Source organism: Streptococcus sp. DD04 (assembly GCF_001578725.1).
GTDB classification, from domain to species: domain Bacteria; phylum Bacillota; class Bacilli; order Lactobacillales; family Streptococcaceae; genus Streptococcus; species Streptococcus sinensis.
Map to the genome: position 1 here is coordinate 50637 of NZ_KQ968979.1, position 17821 is coordinate 68457.

Here is a 17821-nt window from a genome sequence, read left to right on the forward strand (position 1 = left end):
CTCCTTTACTTTATGTTTAAAAATAATGCTTTAAATTCTGTAAACGACTGACAGCTCAATATCTTTGCTTGCAGGTCAGGCTGCTCTAACAAATCAACAATCTTTGATGTCAACGTTGCCATTTCTTCATTCCCATAAACGGACGGAGAAGGGAGAAAAATGAGTTGAATTTTAGGACTTTCTTCATTCCACTGCACGCCATTTCTCACAATGGCAACACCAATTTTATGATTCTTTGCAAGGGGCTTAATCGGGTGAGGCACCGCAACTTGTTCTGAAAAAACGACAGAACTCATCTTTTCACGCTGCTTGATTAGCTCTTGCATATGTGTAACAAAATCCTTTTCTTCTCCCTGCTCCATTTTTGTTAATAATTCTTGCAAAATCTGCTCTTTTGTCGCATCCTGCATGAGAATAAAACAAGATGGAGAGAAATATTTATCAAAAATCCTTTCACTATCTTTATCAAATGTTATCATCGCTTTAACTGGCAAACAGGTTCCAATCGGCTTTAACTGACTGACCTTTTGCTTGATGGACTTTAATTCCTCTGCATTTAAAAAGATACTAACAGTAAAAACAGGAACACTAAAGACTAAATTTGACAAGTCAATAGACGAAATGATGAAATCAATATCTTTCAAACGTTCATCATCCAACTCATAATAACCAATCACATCTACAATGTGAACTAAGTTACCCAGCTCATTGACAATCCGATTTTTTAGCATTAATGCCGATCCATAACCCGTAGCACAAATCACCAAAATGTTAAACTTTTGCCTTTCCTTTAATCGCTCCAAAGCAGCCATGAAATGCAGTGCCACATAAGCCACTTCATCATCTGATAAGTCTTCCTTAGAAAAAATCGGCATTTCCTGCAAAATTTCTCTTGTCATCTTCAAAACAGCTGGTGATTGCTGTTGAATATCTTTCAAAAGAGGATTTTCAAGTCTCACATGATTTCGCAAACGAAGATAGAAAGTAGATAAATGTGTAACAACTCCTTCAACTAATTGAAAATAATGCTGAAATTGATAATCCTTGACATGCTCGACTTGCTCTAACGCCTCTAGTAGCTGCTTGCGAATTTCTTGATTGGTGTCTATTTTGGTATTCTGGCTTTCTTGACAAGAAGCTTTTGAAATCAAATGGAGCGTGATATAGTCTACTTCTTCTTTGGGAAATTCCAGCCCAGTTGCCAAATACACTCTGTGTAAAATTTTCTCAGCAATCTTTCGTTCTGCCAGATAATTACCTTGTTCCCAGTCTTCAATCTTGCTAATTTGGAAGCCTTCTGCAATCCTTTTAAACGATAAGGCAATATGAATGACTAAATTTTGAATCACAAAATCTGACAACTTTAAGTGACCTTCACGACATTCGTCCAATACAATAATCGTCAATTCTTCTAAGCTGATTTGCCGTCCTGGAACTTCAATGTTAATGTAGTTGTGCAAACTTTGAAAGAAATTATCACGAAAAAGTAATCCATGATAAAACGTCGTTTATTGCGTTCGCTGCCTTTTACATAAACACCACGATTGGCTTTGCTCTCGATTTGTAAATCATACTTTGCCAAGTCTTGTCTGATTTTCTTGAAATCTGCTGACAAGGTTGAACGACTGACAAACAGCTCTTCTGCTAAGTCATCACAATAAAGTTTTTCCTGCTCAAAGAGCAATTTATTTAAAATGTAATTGTAACGATCCTCTATATTTTCAGTCTTAGAAGAGTTTTGCTCTGTAAAAAATTCTGTTTTTATAAAGTTTCGATAGAGAGCTTTATCTTGAAGTTCAAGTCGATAACCATAACCTTGCTTGGCTGTAATCTTCCAGCCAGTTTCATCAGGCTTCCAATACATCAATGATTTCAGGTAAGTTCTTATCGTACGATCAGAGCAAGAAAGCTGACTAGCTAATTCCTTACTTGTAATATAATGATCTTTATTTTCCAACAAAGATTGAAGAATCAATTTTTCTTTCTGATGTAGCAATACAGTTCTCCTTCCGCATTTATAAGAACTATTTTACCCTTTTTGAGCTGAAAATTTAAATCTTTTCCAAGATGAGGTTTGCCATTTTTTCAATTCCCATTGGAATAGGAATGTAGGCTTGCGGAGGAATTTGTACAATAGGTTTGCCGACTTTTGCTCCAGCATCCTCAAATTGCTTGAAATACATTTTTGTTTGAGGGCTAATGAGATAAAGATCAAATTCAGCAGCAGCAATGGCTTTTCCACCTTCTGTCGCACTAATAGCATCTACTTCAATGTCATGCCCTTTGCTCTTTAAAAATTCCGTTGTTTTCTTTGCCATCAAAGAAGATGACATACCTGCTGCACAGATAATCAATGCTTTAGCCATAAGATTTTCTCCTTATAAATAAAATTTATTTTATAAACTCATTATAGATGAAAACGATTACAACTTCCATCTTATTTTTTTCCTTAGTGAAACGGAAACATTTCCTTAGTCACTTTTTTTACTTATATTTTAACTTATAACAGAGAATAGTTCCTGATAAAACCAAAGAAACGCTGTTAGCCATAATCAAAGGCAGATCGTCAATCACCAAGCCATGAAACAGCCACAAAGCAATACCAACAACTTGCATCAGATACATGCCAAGCGCAATAGACTCTGTATCCTTGGTTTTAATGACTTTTATTACCTGCGGTAAAAAAGCAAAAGTAGTTAATACAGCAGCAATCGTTCCAATCATATTTTCTCCCTTTCTAAAAACGAAGCTAGAAAACCTAGCCCCGTTTTTTTCTTCCTTGCTCTATTACATATAGAAAGATATATGCACAATCTTCCTATTACAAAATATTCACCAGTCCCAGATATTTGGATAAGACGACTATATCTTTCTTTTCTAGATTGAAAGCGACCATTATCAGCTCCCGAATCTTCACATCATTGATGTCACTGTCTACGACAAAGCCGTCTGCATTTTTCAACTTAATCGTCAAATGCTGAGTGATAGCTGGATTGGCAGCCAAGTCTGGCACAGCGACTCCTTTAGAAAATTTGATGACATAGGTTATTTTTTTACTCATAAAATCCCTTATCTAGTCTACAGTTTCTCCATTTGATGCAATGACTTCCTTATACCAGTTAAAGGACTTCTTCGGTGAACGTTCATACGTTCCCTTGCCATCGTCATCCTTGTCAACATAGATAAATCCATAGCGTTTGCGCATTTCACCCGTACCTGCTGATACTAGGTCAATACAGCCCCAAGGCGTGTAGCCCATGAGATCCACACCGTCTTCTACTACGGCCTTTTTCATCTCGCGGATATGAGCCCCCAAATAGTCAATCCGGTAATCATCATGAACCATACCATCTTCTTCCACCTGGTCAATAGCTCCAAAGCCATTTTCCACAATGAAAAGCGGTAGATGATAATGATCCGTAAACCAATTGAGAGCATAGCGCAGTCCTTCTGGATCAATCTGCCATTCCCATTCAGAGGCCTTGACGAAGTTATTCTTAACCAAGTCCTCAGTCTCTACATAGTCAAAGTAAGGGTTGTTTTCCCGATGGGAGTCAATAGCAAAGGACATGTAGTAGCTAAATCCAATATAGTCAACAGTGCCCTCCAGCAAGTCTTCCTGATCCTGCTCGCTAAAGTCCACCTTGATACCCTTTCTTTCCCAGTATTTGAGAATATGCTCAGGATATTGACCAAAGACATGCACATCTGTAAAGTAATAACGCTTCTGCATAGCTTTCATAGCCATGAGAATATCCTTCGGATTACAGGTAGCTGGATAAATCGGACACATGGCAATCATACAACCGATTTGGAAGTCAGGATTGATCTCATGACCAACCTTAACTGCACGCGCCGAAGCGACTAGCTCATAGTGAGCAGCCTGATACATAATTGCTTCGCGATCATCGCCTTCTTTATAGATAATCCCGGAGTTGGTGAAGGGAGCAAAATCTTCCTGATAATTAGCTTGGTTGTTGATTTCATTGAAAGTCATCCAGTATTTGACTTTATCCTTATAACGCTCAAAAACAACTTCTGCAAAGCGTACAAAGAAGTCAATCACTTTACGGTTTTTCCAGCCACCATACTCAGTTACCAAATGATAAGGCATTTCAAAGTGAGACAAAGTGATAACAGGCTCAATACCATACTTGAGGCATTCGTCAAAAAGGTCATCATAAAATTGCAGACCAGCTTCATTAGGCTCTATTTCATCTCCTTTAGGGAAAATCCGCGTCCAGGCAATAGAAGTCCGGAAACACTTGAAGCCCATCTCTGCAAAAAGAGCAATATCTCCCTTGTAACGATGATAAAAATCAATGGCCTCATGGTTAGGATAGTACTTGCCTTCTAGGACCCCTGGGGTAATTTCCCGAGGAACCCCGTGGCGAGCTGCAGTCATAACATCAGCTACACTGATACCCTTTCCACCTTCTTTCCAGCCGCCTTCTAGCTGGTGGGCTGCAACAGCTCCACCCCACAAAAATCCATCTTTAAAAGTAGTCATTCTTTTTCCTCCTGATTTTGTTACTTTTATTATAAGCTTCAAAACAAAAAATGGAAACACACTCTTTTTCCTTATTATTACGGAAAGGAACAATACTTTAGATAATCATTAGGGTGCTAAGAAACTAATAATGATTACTTACTAATATCTGCTTACTTAACGATAATTTACATGACCTTTTAACTACTTTAAAAATAGAAATTATTTAATTTAAAGCACAGAAAAAGCATTCCGTAATATACGTACGAAACGCTTTGAATAGACGTAAATAATGTTTAACATTTATTAAATGATGAAGCTTTACGAGCTTTCTTAAGACCTGATTAGAAAGTACAAGTTTCATGCAATGTTAAAGCTACAAAATATCAATCTTCATCAGACCTTCTTCTGGTATTATATCTCACAAAATCTAAATATCTCTCTAAAATATAAAATTTTCTTTCAAAACAAATCAACACTAAGGATACTACTAAAATTATATATCAAAATCAATTAGAAAAGAATCAAAATTTATTCCAACATTCAATCCAAACTATGAAAAAGTGATTTTTTCCAATTCAAGCTATTGATGTACCTGCTGAATTGTTTTATAATAGCTTGAATTCAAAAAAAGTGAGGGATCTTATGAAATTCTATTCATATGACTATGTACTGAGTCAGATTAGTCAGCAGAATTGGGTTATGGTGATTGTATCGGCCTGCTTGGTTTTGGTGACGGGATTTTTTGCCTTTAAGGCCTATAAAGACAAACGAGGAAGTAAGTTCCGCGAACTGTCCATTATTTCTATCTTGACCTTAGTAGCCTTCGTTCTGATTAGCATTACTAATTTCCAAAACAATCAGTCAAATGACAATCAATTCCGTAGCTCCTTGCATTTTATTGAGGTTGTCTCAAAAGAATTAGGCGTTGAAAAGGAAGAAGTCTACGTCAATACTTCAGCTACGACAGATGGCGCTATCATTAAGGTTGGCAAACAATTCTACCGGGCTATTAGCGGAACCGACCAAGATAGCTATTTATTAGAAAAAATGGAACTGTACAAATCAGACGTTGAACTCGTGGAGGTTGAAAAATAATGAGCTTTTTTATTACAATTGCAATTAAGTTAGCTTTGGGACTTGTTTCCCTCGTTTTTGTCATCAATGTGACAGGTAAAGGGAATTTAGCACCAAGCTCCGCAACAGACCAAGTACAAAACTTTGTTCTCGGTGGCATTATCGGCGGGGTCATCTACAATAGCTCCATTACTATCCTTCAATATGCAGTCATCCTAATCATCTGGACCATTCTGATTTTGCTCTTAAAATGGCTGAACACCAATGTTTCTTATATCAAACATCTGATTGACGGGAAACCAACCATTATCATCAAAAACGGTAAACTAGATCCTGAAGCCTGCCGTTCAAAAGGGCTATCCGCATCAGACGTCGCTTTGAAATTACGCTCCCAAGGTGTATTCCAACTGAAAGAAGTCAAAAGAGCTGTCATCGAGCAAAATGGTCAATTGATTATCGTAAGAATTGGCGATGAAAATCCGAAATATCCAATCATTACCGATGGAGTTGTCCAAGTTGAAATCTTAGAAACTATCGGCAAGTCAGAAGAGTGGTTGACGACCGAACTACAAAAAGAAGGCTTTGAAAATGTCTCCGATATCTTCATTGCAGAATATGACAAAGGTGAAATTAATGTGGTGACCTATTAAAAATGTTTTGTCATTTCGTAGCAGTTATTTGCTTTTTGTTACCAAAGAGTCTATACTTGTATCTATTATCTCGCTTGAATGAGTATCAAACCGCATCCAACTTAGATAATACACTGAATAAAGGAAGGAAATTTCCATGTCAATCGAAGAAAAATTCAACTAAGCTAAAGGTTCTCTCAAAGAAGGATTGGGAAAACTTACTGGCGATACAAAAACTCAAGCAGAAGGCACTGCTGAAAAACTAGCTTCAAAAGCGAAAGAAGTTGCTGAAGACGCAAAAGGCGCTGTCGAAGGTGCTATCGCAGGCGTTAAAAACATTATCAAAAAAGACGAATAATAATCATCGTCTATCGTTCTTATAAAAAAACACTCTTATCCTATGCTTTTAGCAGAACTAGGGATGAGGGTGTTTTTCTATATTGTTAAGGCATTGATTTTTCAGAATAGAACAAAAGCATCCCAATAAAGAGATGCTTGCTATAAATCTGAGAGCAATCAATGAAGCAGACTTGTCAGTATGTAGAGCAGATAGATATGGGTAGGATAGAAGATATAAAAGAAATTTTTATCTCCTCTTCCTTTTTCTCTATTATAGAAGTATAAAGGAATGATTGAAAATACCATATGTTAAAAATTGTCTAGTATATAGTAATAAATTAAAAAATTTTTTTGATAACGTCCGAAGTCTCTAAGTCAAGAATAAAGGCCAACTCTCGTATTTATAATAATTTTTCAATTTCTCCTAGATAGAAATAATATGTTAATGCATGTATGTCTTCTTCTCTGTGTTGAACTTCCTCAATGGTAGTCATACTTTCTCCTTTATCATATAGTTCGATAATCATCTTTACTCTCAGTATAAGATAATATGTTTTGCATCTCCACATAATTATCTATATACTTCTGAGATTCATTCCAAATAGATTTTGCATTTTCGGTTGCAAGTTGTGATAGATACTCAATTTTTTCACTTGCCAATATCGGTATTCTAACGCTTTCTAAATCATCAGAATACACTCTTGCTCTAGAGCTTGAGGAGCCAACACCTAATCTAACGATTTGTTGTTTCACTTTTGGACTCCGCAATATCGGGACTAATGCACTCTTAGTTAGTTCACTAAAATATAGATTATCTTTAAGTCTCAGCGTATATATTTCAGTTGAAGTAACAAATTTTATATTCTCACTCTCAATTGTATTTGGAATAAGTGTAATTCTATTTTTTCTTGGATTGATCCTTGAAAATAAGATATCCCCTGGAAAAAATTCAACTAAACTATTACTATTTATTTTACTGCCAGAAACTTTTCTAATATTAGTTACAACTCCCGTAGATTCGCTAATATCTGGAATTTCCAAATAATAATAGTCTTTTGACGGGTCTATCGAAATTTTATTTTGCTCGATATCTACAAGTTCAGTTAATGAGATGGTCTCCTCTAAATTGTGAACATCTAAAGAATTTAATAAATGTGATGCTCCAAGACGACGAGATGAAATTTGGGAAGTTGGAATCCATCCATATTCAGCGCCACTACTAGTGTATCTGATTTCCTCGTATATATTATCGAAATCATTCAAAAACTCGATCAAATCATTCTCACCAATTTTTTTATAATTCTTTTTACCAGTTTCAAATCCAATATTTTTTGCTACACCTAAAAAGGCAAATGCAGGTGATACATAATCTTCCTTTACCGACTTTTTCCTTAGTCCAATTATACAAGTTTTTGAAACAGAGCTCCCCATTGGAATAAATGCACCTTCTGGAAGAGATATGGAACAAAGCAAATCAGCTTTATCTAATAGCCAGTCTCTGAAATATTGATAACTTTTATTTGTCAATAACCCTTCAGGTAAAACGATATAAAGTTCTCCACCCTCCTTTAAGAGATTCAGTGATTTTTCAACAAAAAGAATATCTAACTCTTCCTTTTCTTTTGAAAGTCCTAGATCAAAATTTGATAAAACCTCAGGAAACTCATACTTTATGGTAAATGGTGGATTTGCTAAAACTAAATCAAAATACGAATTAGGGAGGTTTTTAGATATCAAGGTATCTCCTTGATATATGTTATTCCATCCGTCTCCATGCATGATTAAATTTATTTTTGCCAGAACATGTAAATCCTTATCAGCCTCGTGCCCCCAAATGTTCTTATCTATTAAATTTTTAAATTTCTTTTTTCTTTCCACTTCAGAAAATGTAGAACTCGTGATCTTTTGATTGACGTGATTAAAAGCTTGTATCAAGAATCCCCCAGAACCACATGCTGGATCAATAAATACGTCATCCATTTGTGGATCTGCTAACTGAACCATAAAATCTACAATTTCTCTTGGAGTAAAATACTGATCAAATTCTCCTCGTAAAGTTCCCTTTAGAAAAATCTCATAAACGGCTCCTTTTATGTCTTCCCCTGTCCCAAGAAAAGAAAATGGAGAAAGGTCATCGACTACTTTTAACAATGCCTCGTCATCTTCCACTTGAAACTCTGCTTCATCTCCAGGATAAATGTTAGGATATTTTTCTAAAGCATCTTCTAGCAATTTTTTAAATGATTCTACTATTGTTATAGAATTAGCCTTCGCAACCGTCTCTAAATATTTTTTTGAAAATCGGTTATTCCCCTCTTCAGCCTTCACCCTCCTTTCTTCGTTCATTTTTACTAAAATAATCTTTGTAATTTCTTTAAAAGATTGATCACTTCGTATTAGTGCCTTTTTTTCAATAATATCTTTTGAGATGCTTATTAATTTATACAATTCATCTGGCTCTGCTAAAGTTAATAAAATACTCTTAACTTCATCAAGTTGGACTTCATTAAAAGCTTTCCTCTTAGTTGAGTTCACCCGTTTCATAAGTTGACTCTTTGAAGGGATATCTACTTCTTGCTCCCCAGTGAAAGTGTTCGTACTTACAGAGTTAACTCCATTTGTGACACAACTCATTGTTGCAGGAGGTGTGCTTATTAATTTTGCATAACTAGCTGCCTGAAGAATATCAGTTTGAGAAATTGAATGACTTGGTTTCTTTATATCGATTACTAATTCAACTCTGCCATCCAAAACTATTTCTATATCAGAATATACCGTTGTCTTTTTAGAGCCTATTACTACCTCCATTGGAGACTCAAATCTCATATCTTCTTCTGAATAATCTAACGATTTTAGATATGGTAAAATTACTTTTATTTTTAAATCTTCCTCTGATTTGACGGTTGAGTTATAATTTTTTACATTCTGTAAAATATATTCTTTCAACGACATACACAATTCCTTTCAAATTCCTACACATTATATACATTATACCAAATAAGTACATATATTTATCAACTTTTACTTTTTCATATTCAAAAGTTCATAAGTCAGATATTTTAATTGTCCCTAACATATTACTTTCATTATTAATAAAATCTCTGTTTAATTTATCTACAATACTAAGAAAACTTCTATTAGGAAACCATGAAGTAATAGAATAAATAGCTTTAGACAAAGACTCAACGTCATATTCTAATAAAAAAGAGTTATTCATTTGACTTTCCTCATATTCTCTTTGTATAAATTTAAAATTCAAATATATTGCTATTATTATATCATTTCTTATTGTAGAGATGAATTGATTTTAATATAAAATAGATTTTAAATTTAACTACGATCTATGCTTTTAAACAAGATCATGTCCTATTATACACTTCTTAAATTCTAACTTATGGTGATAACAATTAATAAAGGTGCATGGCAATAAAAATAATCAAATTAATCAGATAGTACAGAAATTAACTGTTAGAAATCTCAAAAAATGACTCAGGTAAATTTCAGGGAAACTCTTGATATTTAGACAAAAAAAGACATCCAAGAGAAAATTCTTGAATGTCTGTAAACGTTGATATAATCGTATTGATTAACGTTTAGAGAACTGGCTAGCTTTACGAGCTTTCTTAAGACCTGGTTGGTGGCACCTACATCTCTTTAAATACTAAAAGCCTTTATTTCTGCACTTTTATCACTATGCACTTTTCACTTTATGTTATATAATTTCAAATAATTTCATTTAAATAAGGTAAATTTCTCAACACTTCAAAAAATAGAATACTGGGCTAGAGGTTATCTTACTAGACAAGATGCCTTTTTTATTTTGATTAAATATAAAGTTGCTTAAAACAAAAAAATTGAGAGTTGGCAGGGCTTTGTCACTTACTTAATAGCATTGAAATTTTAAAAATTGACCAAAAATAATGACAAGACACACTAATTAAAAAATTTAAAGTTCCCAGATAAGAAATTGAGGTTGGGATGTTATACCCAGCCTTGTTTTAATATATTTGGAAAAATAGTTTGACACAGTGATTGGACGAAAGACTTAGGATTGAATAGTTGAAAGAACCTCAGTATCTGTCGCAATACTGCTGAAGGGCAAAGTTTTCTTGGACTGATACTGCTCTGTCTCTTTTATAATTGTGAATACAGATTTTTTAGGGTGATTAATCCTTCCTCCAGTTCTTCTACAGTGTCTGGAGAGCGAATGGCTATACGTATGGTTGATTGCTCTATCAAACTACCCGTAAAGAAACGTTCTGCACATAAAACTTCAATCCCCTCTTGTTTGGCAAGCTTCTCAAAGAACATAGCTAATAATCAAGAGCTATGGAAACAAGAGCTAGCAGCTTATCCATTTCATGAAGATGAAATAGTTATACTAGATGGTCATTTTACGCTTTTAGATTCATTAGGACAGATAGTTGAACTTCCATATTCTACTTTTGATGGTTTAAAAATTAATAGAATCATTTTAAAGATAGAAGTTCCTTCCACTATTCAAAAGCGATTGATGAAGAGGGATAACAGTCATTGGGACAAAGATTTGATTGATTCTTTTCAAGCCAGAGAACAAAAGCGAGTAATCGAATTTGCTCGATTAGAAAAGATTCCATTATTCGTTTATGATAATAATTCAAAATTGGAAGAATTAAAACAATTTCTTCTTTAGAATAAAAATAAGCAAGAGTTGTAGCTACTACTTGCTTATTTTTCATATCGTATCATAATTGTAATATTTTTCTAGTATAATATTATAAAAGGAGGTTTGGAAAATGAAAAAATTACTTAGTCTATTACTTTTAGGAATTGCTACTATATTTCTAATATCTTGTTCCAAGCAAAATACTCTTGACGGAGAATATTATAACCAATATGATTATCTAGTACTTGAAATTAAAGGAAATCAAGGAACATATCATGAAAATCACAATCATCCGATAACTAATGTAGATTCTCAAAATAAAACATTTACTTTTTCAGCTTCTGGAAGAGAATATGTTGCAACCTATGATATTAAAAAAGATGGGACTTTAACATTTGATACAGGAAACTTCCTAACAGGAGGAAATAAACAAACAGTTTATAAAAAAAATAGTGAAGCCTATAAGAAAAATATAAAAAAATGACTTAGAGATTTTCTCTAGGTCATTTTCTTGTTATTAAAAGGAGTTTCACATGCCATTTGGCTTCTACTTCTGTCAGTTGTTACAATAAAGGTTCGTGTGGATTAGAAATATACAAATCAAAATCATCAGACAGTTTGAGTATCAACTTTAAAAATAATTCCTTTTCTATCAGCTATGCTTTTAAATCGTTCTCTATTTAGTTCGTAAATTTCGTAGTAATTTTTTCTATTGCCTGTATCAAAATCGAGTGAATTTGTATAAATAGTATTGCCTCTTATCATTCTCATTAATTCCCAATATTGAATGAACTCGTTATCAGGTAGCTCATCAATCAAATGTTTAACATCATCTTCCTTTTCTTTGTATCCATCAAAAGTTCTAGTTATTAGAAAGTATATATAAGGTTTATATTTCTCAGAAGATAATTTTTCTTGATTATGAAGCATTTCATTTGATTCTTTTGTTAACAAAGAAATATCCTTTATATCTTTTTTGCGATTTTGTGAGGAATGCATAGTTTCAACAAGACGAATTTCTTCGATATCTTCATCCAAAAGCAACATACCAAAATCCTTCAATTCGAGGTAATATTTTGGATAAAATAAAAAAATATAATCTATCGTAATTAGCTGTTTAACATCAACTAGTTCTCTCTTTCCTCTTTTAAAAAGTTCATAATTTAATAAATCAGAGAATACTTTCAAAGACTGCCCCTTTTTCATATATCCTTTTATCTCTCTTTTTCGTTCTTCCTGTTTCTGCTGACTGATGAGCTTTTTCCTTTTGTTTTGTAACTGCTTGATTTCTTCATCTGCCATTAAGATTTTTTCTTCAATGTTTTTCATTTTCTCGTTTCCTCCCTTTCTAATTTTGAGTAAAGAAAAACAGTAAACCTTTTTTGATTTACTGTTCCTGTGGTAATTTTTATTAAGTTGTTAGTTCTACAAACTGGGATTTATCGAGCCGAATTTATCCACTGCTTTAGTTCCTCCGATAAGCGCTCATCAACTTCAATCCTCGTCTGCTTACACTCTTTAGGATACTGCTTTGCCTCCTTAAAAGCCATGCTGATAAACAGCCCGGAACCCACAGGAAGAATGCCTGTTAACATGGTCTGCGGAAAAATAAAATGCGTTCCATGTTCATAGGTCATGAGAACTACACTGTTATCCGCGTCCCTTTCTTTCAGCCTGTTTTCCATTCTACGAATGTATTTACAGGTATCCCAAAGTACATCATCCTCCGCACCAATCAGCAGAATGCGACCCTTTATATTCTCCACCTTTATTTTCTCGGCTTCCTGCACGGGATGCCTTTTCTCCGATTCATCGAACAAATCGCGACTGGCAACCATCGCGCCACGCCGTTTGGTTTCCTCAGATATTTTCTGCCAGTATTCCGGATGGCGATACGCATAGGGCAGATAAGGAAGCGGCTTACCGTGATATGAAACAGATGACTCTCCGTCTCCCGGACGTTCGTGAGCCCCGTCTTTCCCATCCTGATAAAAACCTTCCATCACAAAATCAGAAGGAGAAATGGCTATCGTAAGCGTTATTTCCGAAAAGCATGACGCTGCGACAAGCGCAAGCATACCAGTTGTCGAGGCACCCATAATACCGATTTCTTCATTGCCCATCGTCTTCAGAAATGCAAGTGCCTTCTCAAAACGTTCGAGTGGATAGTTATGGTGACCGTAATCTTTTGGGGCCGGTGACATTGTGAGGACGTTCAGACCTTTCTTTTGAAGCCATTTGACGCCACCCTTTGCCATCATGTCTTTTGTATCATCACCAAGCATGGCAATCATGCAATATTTACTGCCGTTCGGATTCGGCCAGTATACGCCGTTATATCCATCTTTCTCTATTGTTTTGATTTCTTTCTTCATGGGAAAGTTTCTCCTCTTCAACTTCAAATTTGTTTATCTATATTGACTAATATTATAGCATTTTTTTTCGATATTTTTCTACTGTCATATTTCTCTACTCACTACTATTTACCCTTTGAATGTATTACCTTGAATAACTTATCTTGAAATGTTTCCTTGCTCTTTTTGTCAAAATATATCTCTGTTACAAAGGTCTATATCCTCATTGGTAAACATAAGAGGATTTTTAACCACTCTTTCTACTATCAATCCTCTTTGTATGAGTCTATGATTTCTTCTTTTTCGTTCCTTTTCGTTTGCAAGTTTTTCTAATTTCTTACCTTGATTTTGTAATTGTTTCAGCTTTACATCGCACTTTTGTCTTTCTTGCTGAAGTTCAAAAATTTGTTCCTGTACTTCCTGTAATGTGTTCTCTTTCTTCATTTTTCATTCCTCCGTTTCAATTTTTCTCAAATAAAAAAACAGTAAACTGTTCCTTTCAATTCACTGTTTTCATATTAGTTGTTAGTTATATAAGCTATAATTTACCTATCGCAGTGTGTACTTCATGATGGCAACCAAAACGATAACATCACACTTTCTCAAATATCAAGATTTTCTGTGATAGTTTGTGAGCAATCGGCAACCAGTTAATAAGCTTAAGCACAGGAAATAAAGCAGACATCCCCCTTGTAATATCATCATCCTTTACACTACGGAAACCTCTTGCAATATCCTTAATATCATCAAAGGAATCCGCTCCAAATATGAATTTTGCTCCGGTTTTTTGTATGGACTTTTCAACATTTTCTTTCGCCACCCACCTTTTTGACAGGCACTCCATAAGAACATAAGCATTGTCAAAATTCTCTCGAATAATTCTGAGCATTTGGGCATTGTCTTCCCTTGTCAAGTACATTGACAAGCCCTCAATGATAAACAGAATGTTCCCATCTGCTTTTATTTCTTTTGCCCACGCCGAATCCGTTGCTGAAATACCGATGTTTGAAACTCTGCCGGATTCTGCAAAAATCTGATTCCTTACCTCAACTGTTTCAGGCAAATCAAGGTTGTACCATGTGATTTTTCCGTTATCCATGCGATAAAATCTCGTGTCAAGTCCACAAGCAATATTTACGACTGTACAGGTTGGATTTTCGTCAATAAACTCTTTTACCAGTTCATCAAATACAAGCGTTCTTGCAATCACGCCATAACTCATAAGGGAATCATTTGTGGCGACAGTAAAATCGTAATCAATTTTTTCAACCAATTCCACCGCTTTGGCATCATAAAATTTATGTCTTTTGCTCTTGGAATATTGTGCTCTTGCATAAAAACTCTGAAGCATCGTTTCCGCAGCACCATTCAAAATAGGTTTTATTTTTTCTTGCATTTTTATTTCTTCCAAGTATAAACACCCCCTACTAATTTGAATTTAGTTTTTAAAATAATGTGCATATCCATGCAATGACTAACGATCCGATAATCATAAATAACACTTGAATAATGTGTTCCTTTTTGTTATATCCAAAGAGTTTAGGACTAAGCTTATCTACCACTTCCGGATAATAATGTTCAAAAAAAACTAAAACCTCGATTGCACAAAAGTATCCAATCAAAAAATACAATATCAAAGGCTTTCAACAAAAGAAGTATCATCAGAAATCTAATGAAAAACTGAATGTAAGTAAAGTTATTTTGAACACCATCCACTGCACCAACGATAATTGAACTCCCCATGAATAGTATTGCAATAATAGCTAATATCCATCCAACTAAACTCTGACCACGAAAGCGTTTTTCCTTTGGTTCAATAACATCAAACACTTCTTTAGGACACGAAGAAAAGAAGTCTTTGTTTTGAATAAATCCAACTCCTGCCCACAGCAATAAGAACAATCCAATCATCATAATAACGGCAAGCAGTATCGTCATATACATAATTATCAATCACCACACAATATCCACTTTTCTTCTGAAAACTACCTGTAGAATATTACAAGAGAAAGCCGTCATTTCTATCTCCCCTTATTACGGCATATATATTTCTTCTTACTTCCTTTGCCTCAGGTAAAAATCCTGCCGCTGCCCAAGCATGCATCATTCTTTCTCCTATGTATGTTTTCATAACCACGCCATCCATTTTAGCTTTTTCTTTTGCCTCCGGCAGCTCTGCTATCAACACTTCATAAGAACCATAAATGATATACATGTCAGGTAGCCCCTTCCATGAGTACTCAATTGGCGATTTCATATATTCCACATTATTTAAATTTATTCTTTGCATTACTTGATCTTGTTCTTTCATGTAGCAAGCCGGAATAATGCAATCAAACTTATCAAGTCTCTCCATCTCTTTCATCTGTTCTTTAGTTGGAGGAATACGAAAGGTCGGAGAGTGCATAATCAATCTTTTTGGCATTGATAATCTCATGTCGTTTTCAAGAATATGCAAACATATATTTTGTGCAAGGCTTGCTCCACTTGATAAACCAAAAAATATAATATCATCTGCATTAAACGCCTTAAGTGCCTCGCTATAAACGTTTAGACCTGCGTCGATAATTTGCAAGCCAGTTGCTTTTGGAAAAAGCGGGTACCATACAAGCCAAACTTCAGCCTGACTTTGATTAGCCATATCTTGAGCAAACTCAAAATCACCGGAATCTCCCGGAATGGTATATCCACCACCAAAGAAATATAATACAAGCCTATTTGCCACTTTATTTTTTGGTTTGACGACATAATACAAAGTTCCGCTTGTACACTTTTCTTCAAAATCATAAGATTTATGAAGTTTTTCAAGAGGGAGTTTAGATTTCTGTTTCTTTTCTTGTTTAGCAAAACATTCATCCAGATTTTTTATTGCTTTTTTCATCATAGGTTTTACAGTATGACGAAATAAAAATTCCGTTAATTTATATTTAACACTCACAATGCATACCTCCTTAATTCCAAAAATGGCAAATTATTTTATTTCTTAACTTCCATTAAATCTCTGAATTGATTAGCCATTTTCACAGGATAAAGACTTGCCATGCTACCATGTCCCATGTTTTCAAATTTAATAAACTCAGTATTTGGAAAGTAAGTTTTCATATATTTGATATCCCATGCACGGGCTTTAGACTCTTTATCACCATACCAATATTGAATACGACCGCTATGTTCTGACACGTTCTTTGGCATAACATAGTTGTTGCAAGATTCAAATGTTCTCCATATCGTTTTATAACTAATAAAATTAAGGACTTTAGCAACATACTTCAATTCCTCTTCGCTGTATTCATCTGTAGAAAATGATTTTTCAAGAAGCTTTAACCCTCCAATTTTACCTATAGAAATCATAAGAAAATCTCTTATGGCAATCATTCTTGTAACAATCCAAGGAAGCTGATATGGTGTTATTGCTCCATCGCAAATAATGTTCCTTATTTTAATTCCGTGATTGGAGAACATTTTTAAAGCGATAGAACCGCCCATAGAGCAACCATACAAAAGATCAACTTTCTCAATTTTATGTTCTTTCAGCCATCCTAATAAATTATCGGCAATTTCTTCTACACTTGTAAAATTTTCGTTTGGATTTTCCTCATCATATCCGGGAAGTGCAGGAACAATAATATGATACTCTTCTTTAAGTATAGATAAAATGTATTCAAAATAGTCCCACATGACTAATGAAGGATGAATCAACACAATTATTTTATTTTTATCAGCTCCAAACTCATGTATGTTCACTAACTCTCCTCCAAAATCCCAATTTTAATATTACTTTTTATAAGCAATCATAACGCCGATGGGTGCCAGCCCTACATGTATCAAATTCATTTCAGTTGCCCTGAACCACAAGCAAGTTCAAGTACGTTCATATTTCTATTCAAGTAAGGACGAATATACTCACAAACATTATCATAAACTCCTTTATCCTTCTTCATAAAAGGAGCGTACAGCTTGGCGAATTTATTCCAAAACTTTTTATTGCTTTTATCATTCACTGCTAACACCCTCTTTTCAACAATATGTTTTAATCAATCTCAGCTTTTATCATTTTGCAATACTCTTCTACATTCGTTGTTATCTTTGTACAATGGTTTTGTCCCTTCCATATTCTTAACGCTGCATATGGATATTCTTTTGAAATAACTCTCTTTGCATATTTTAAATTAACTTCTTTGGATCCATAACAGAATATGCACCTCTTTTGTTCTGCTTCTGATAACTTCGGAAGATCTACAAATGCACAATCATGGCAGATATTTTTAATGCTTTGTTTATCTATTCT

The 17821-nt window shown here is 34.5% G+C and carries 16 protein-coding genes and 6 pseudogenes; 5 read left to right on the plus strand and 17 right to left on the minus strand.

Translation table 11 applies throughout. The annotated features are described in order from the left end of the window. Nucleotides 1-5: 5 nt before the first annotated feature. The 5 genes and pseudogenes from STRDD04_RS07125 to STRDD04_RS07145 form a co-directional block, all read right to left on the minus strand. Nucleotides 6-1996 (minus strand): annotated as a pseudogene (locus STRDD04_RS07125) (BglG family transcription antiterminator). A gap of 55 nt (nt 1997-2051) precedes the next feature. Further along, nucleotides 2052-2366 (minus strand): PTS cellobiose transporter subunit IIB, encoded by a 315-nt coding sequence (locus STRDD04_RS07130; RefSeq protein ID WP_003073302.1) that lies wholly within the window; start codon nt 2364-2366, stop codon nt 2052-2054. 118 nt (nt 2367-2484) lie between these two features. Further along, nucleotides 2485-2724: a SemiSWEET transporter gene (locus tag STRDD04_RS07135; RefSeq protein WP_062200659.1), complete on the minus strand. Its 240-nt coding sequence runs from the start codon at nt 2722-2724 to the stop codon at nt 2485-2487. 97 nt (nt 2725-2821) lie between these two features. Then, on the minus strand, nt 2822-3061 hold the full coding sequence (locus STRDD04_RS07140) for a hypothetical protein (protein WP_062200660.1): 240 nt from the start codon (nt 3059-3061) through the stop codon (nt 2822-2824). Between the two features lie 12 nt (nt 3062-3073). Continuing rightward, nucleotides 3074-4510 (minus strand): 6-phospho-beta-glucosidase, encoded by a 1437-nt coding sequence (locus tag STRDD04_RS07145; RefSeq protein ID WP_062200661.1) that lies wholly within the window; start codon nt 4508-4510, stop codon nt 3074-3076. 624 nt (nt 4511-5134) lie between these two features. Here STRDD04_RS07145 and STRDD04_RS07150 point away from each other — a divergent pair. The 3 genes and pseudogenes from STRDD04_RS07150 to STRDD04_RS07160 all read left to right on the plus strand — a co-directional run bounded on the left by STRDD04_RS07150 (nt 5135) and on the right by STRDD04_RS07160 (nt 6553). Continuing rightward, nucleotides 5135-5587 (plus strand): DUF3290 family protein, encoded by a 453-nt coding sequence (locus STRDD04_RS07150; RefSeq protein ID WP_061910633.1) that lies wholly within the window; start codon nt 5135-5137, stop codon nt 5585-5587. Further along, nucleotides 5587-6216 (plus strand): DUF421 domain-containing protein, encoded by a 630-nt coding sequence (locus STRDD04_RS07155; protein ID WP_062200662.1) that lies wholly within the window; start codon nt 5587-5589, stop codon nt 6214-6216. Before STRDD04_RS07150 ends, STRDD04_RS07155 begins: the two co-directional genes overlap by 1 nt. A gap of 136 nt (nt 6217-6352) precedes the next feature. Beyond that, nucleotides 6353-6553 (plus strand): annotated as a pseudogene (locus STRDD04_RS07160) (CsbD family protein). Between the two features lie 488 nt (nt 6554-7041). Here STRDD04_RS07160 and STRDD04_RS07165 read toward each other — a convergent pair. Together STRDD04_RS07165 and STRDD04_RS11720 are read right to left on the minus strand one after the other, a co-directional pair. Then, a complete protein-coding gene (locus STRDD04_RS07165; protein WP_062200663.1) occupies nt 7042-9486 on the minus strand; it encodes an N-6 DNA methylase in 2445 nt (814 codons plus the stop codon). A 1182-nt stretch (nt 9487-10668) separates the two neighbouring features. Next, nucleotides 10669-10839 (minus strand): annotated as a pseudogene (locus STRDD04_RS11720) (PLP-dependent aminotransferase family protein); the annotation flags it as partial. Between STRDD04_RS11720 and STRDD04_RS07170 the strand changes: the two are divergent. Both STRDD04_RS07170 and STRDD04_RS07175 read left to right on the plus strand, forming a co-directional pair. Next, on the plus strand, nt 10769-11206 hold the full coding sequence (locus STRDD04_RS07170) for an AAA family ATPase (protein ID WP_410468292.1): 438 nt from the start codon (nt 10769-10771) through the stop codon (nt 11204-11206). The pseudogene STRDD04_RS11720 and the gene STRDD04_RS07170 overlap by 71 nt on opposite strands. 103 nt (nt 11207-11309) lie before the next feature. Continuing rightward, nucleotides 11310-11663 carry a hypothetical protein gene (locus tag STRDD04_RS07175; RefSeq protein WP_062200664.1) on the plus strand — a complete coding sequence of 118 codons (354 nt, stop codon included), beginning with the start codon at nt 11310-11312 and terminating at the stop codon, nt 11661-11663. A 125-nt stretch (nt 11664-11788) separates the two neighbouring features. Here the strand turns inward: STRDD04_RS07175 and STRDD04_RS11510 are convergent, their stop codons facing one another. The 10 genes and pseudogenes from STRDD04_RS11510 to STRDD04_RS07215 all read right to left on the minus strand — a co-directional run. Beyond that, entirely contained in the window at nt 11789-12508 is a 720-nt protein-coding gene (locus STRDD04_RS11510; protein WP_062200665.1) for a V-type ATP synthase subunit I domain-containing protein, read from the minus strand. Nucleotides 12509-12618: 110 nt separating this feature from the next. Beyond that, complete coding sequence (locus STRDD04_RS07185; protein ID WP_062200666.1) at nt 12619-13554, minus strand: acyl-CoA thioester hydrolase/BAAT C-terminal domain-containing protein; 936 nt, start codon at nt 13552-13554, stop codon at nt 12619-12621. 104 nt (nt 13555-13658) lie between these two features. After that, complete coding sequence (locus tag STRDD04_RS11725) at nt 13659-13733, minus strand: hypothetical protein (RefSeq protein ID WP_080554318.1); 75 nt, start codon at nt 13731-13733, stop codon at nt 13659-13661. A 13-nt stretch (nt 13734-13746) separates the two neighbouring features. Then, nucleotides 13747-13977: pseudogene (locus STRDD04_RS07190) on the minus strand (DUF3847 domain-containing protein); the annotation flags it as partial. Nucleotides 13978-14125: 148 nt separating this feature from the next. Beyond that, a complete protein-coding gene (locus STRDD04_RS07195; protein WP_229311721.1) occupies nt 14126-14944 on the minus strand; it encodes a class I SAM-dependent methyltransferase in 819 nt (272 codons plus the stop codon). Nucleotides 14945-15111: 167 nt separating this feature from the next. After that, nucleotides 15112-15477 (minus strand): hypothetical protein, encoded by a 366-nt coding sequence (locus STRDD04_RS07200; RefSeq protein WP_229311722.1) that lies wholly within the window; start codon nt 15475-15477, stop codon nt 15112-15114. Nucleotides 15478-15532: 55 nt separating this feature from the next. Next, nucleotides 15533-16471 (minus strand): alpha/beta hydrolase, encoded by a 939-nt coding sequence (locus STRDD04_RS07205; RefSeq protein ID WP_049517558.1) that lies wholly within the window; start codon nt 16469-16471, stop codon nt 15533-15535. 38 nt (nt 16472-16509) lie between these two features. Further along, nucleotides 16510-17277: an alpha/beta fold hydrolase gene (locus STRDD04_RS07210; protein WP_004804273.1), complete on the minus strand. Its 768-nt coding sequence runs from the start codon at nt 17275-17277 to the stop codon at nt 16510-16512. A gap of 92 nt (nt 17278-17369) precedes the next feature. Next, nucleotides 17370-17534: pseudogene (locus STRDD04_RS11000) on the minus strand (class I SAM-dependent methyltransferase); the annotation flags it as partial. A 29-nt stretch (nt 17535-17563) separates the two neighbouring features. After that, a pseudogene (locus tag STRDD04_RS07215) lies at nt 17564-17821 on the minus strand (alpha/beta hydrolase); the annotation flags it as partial.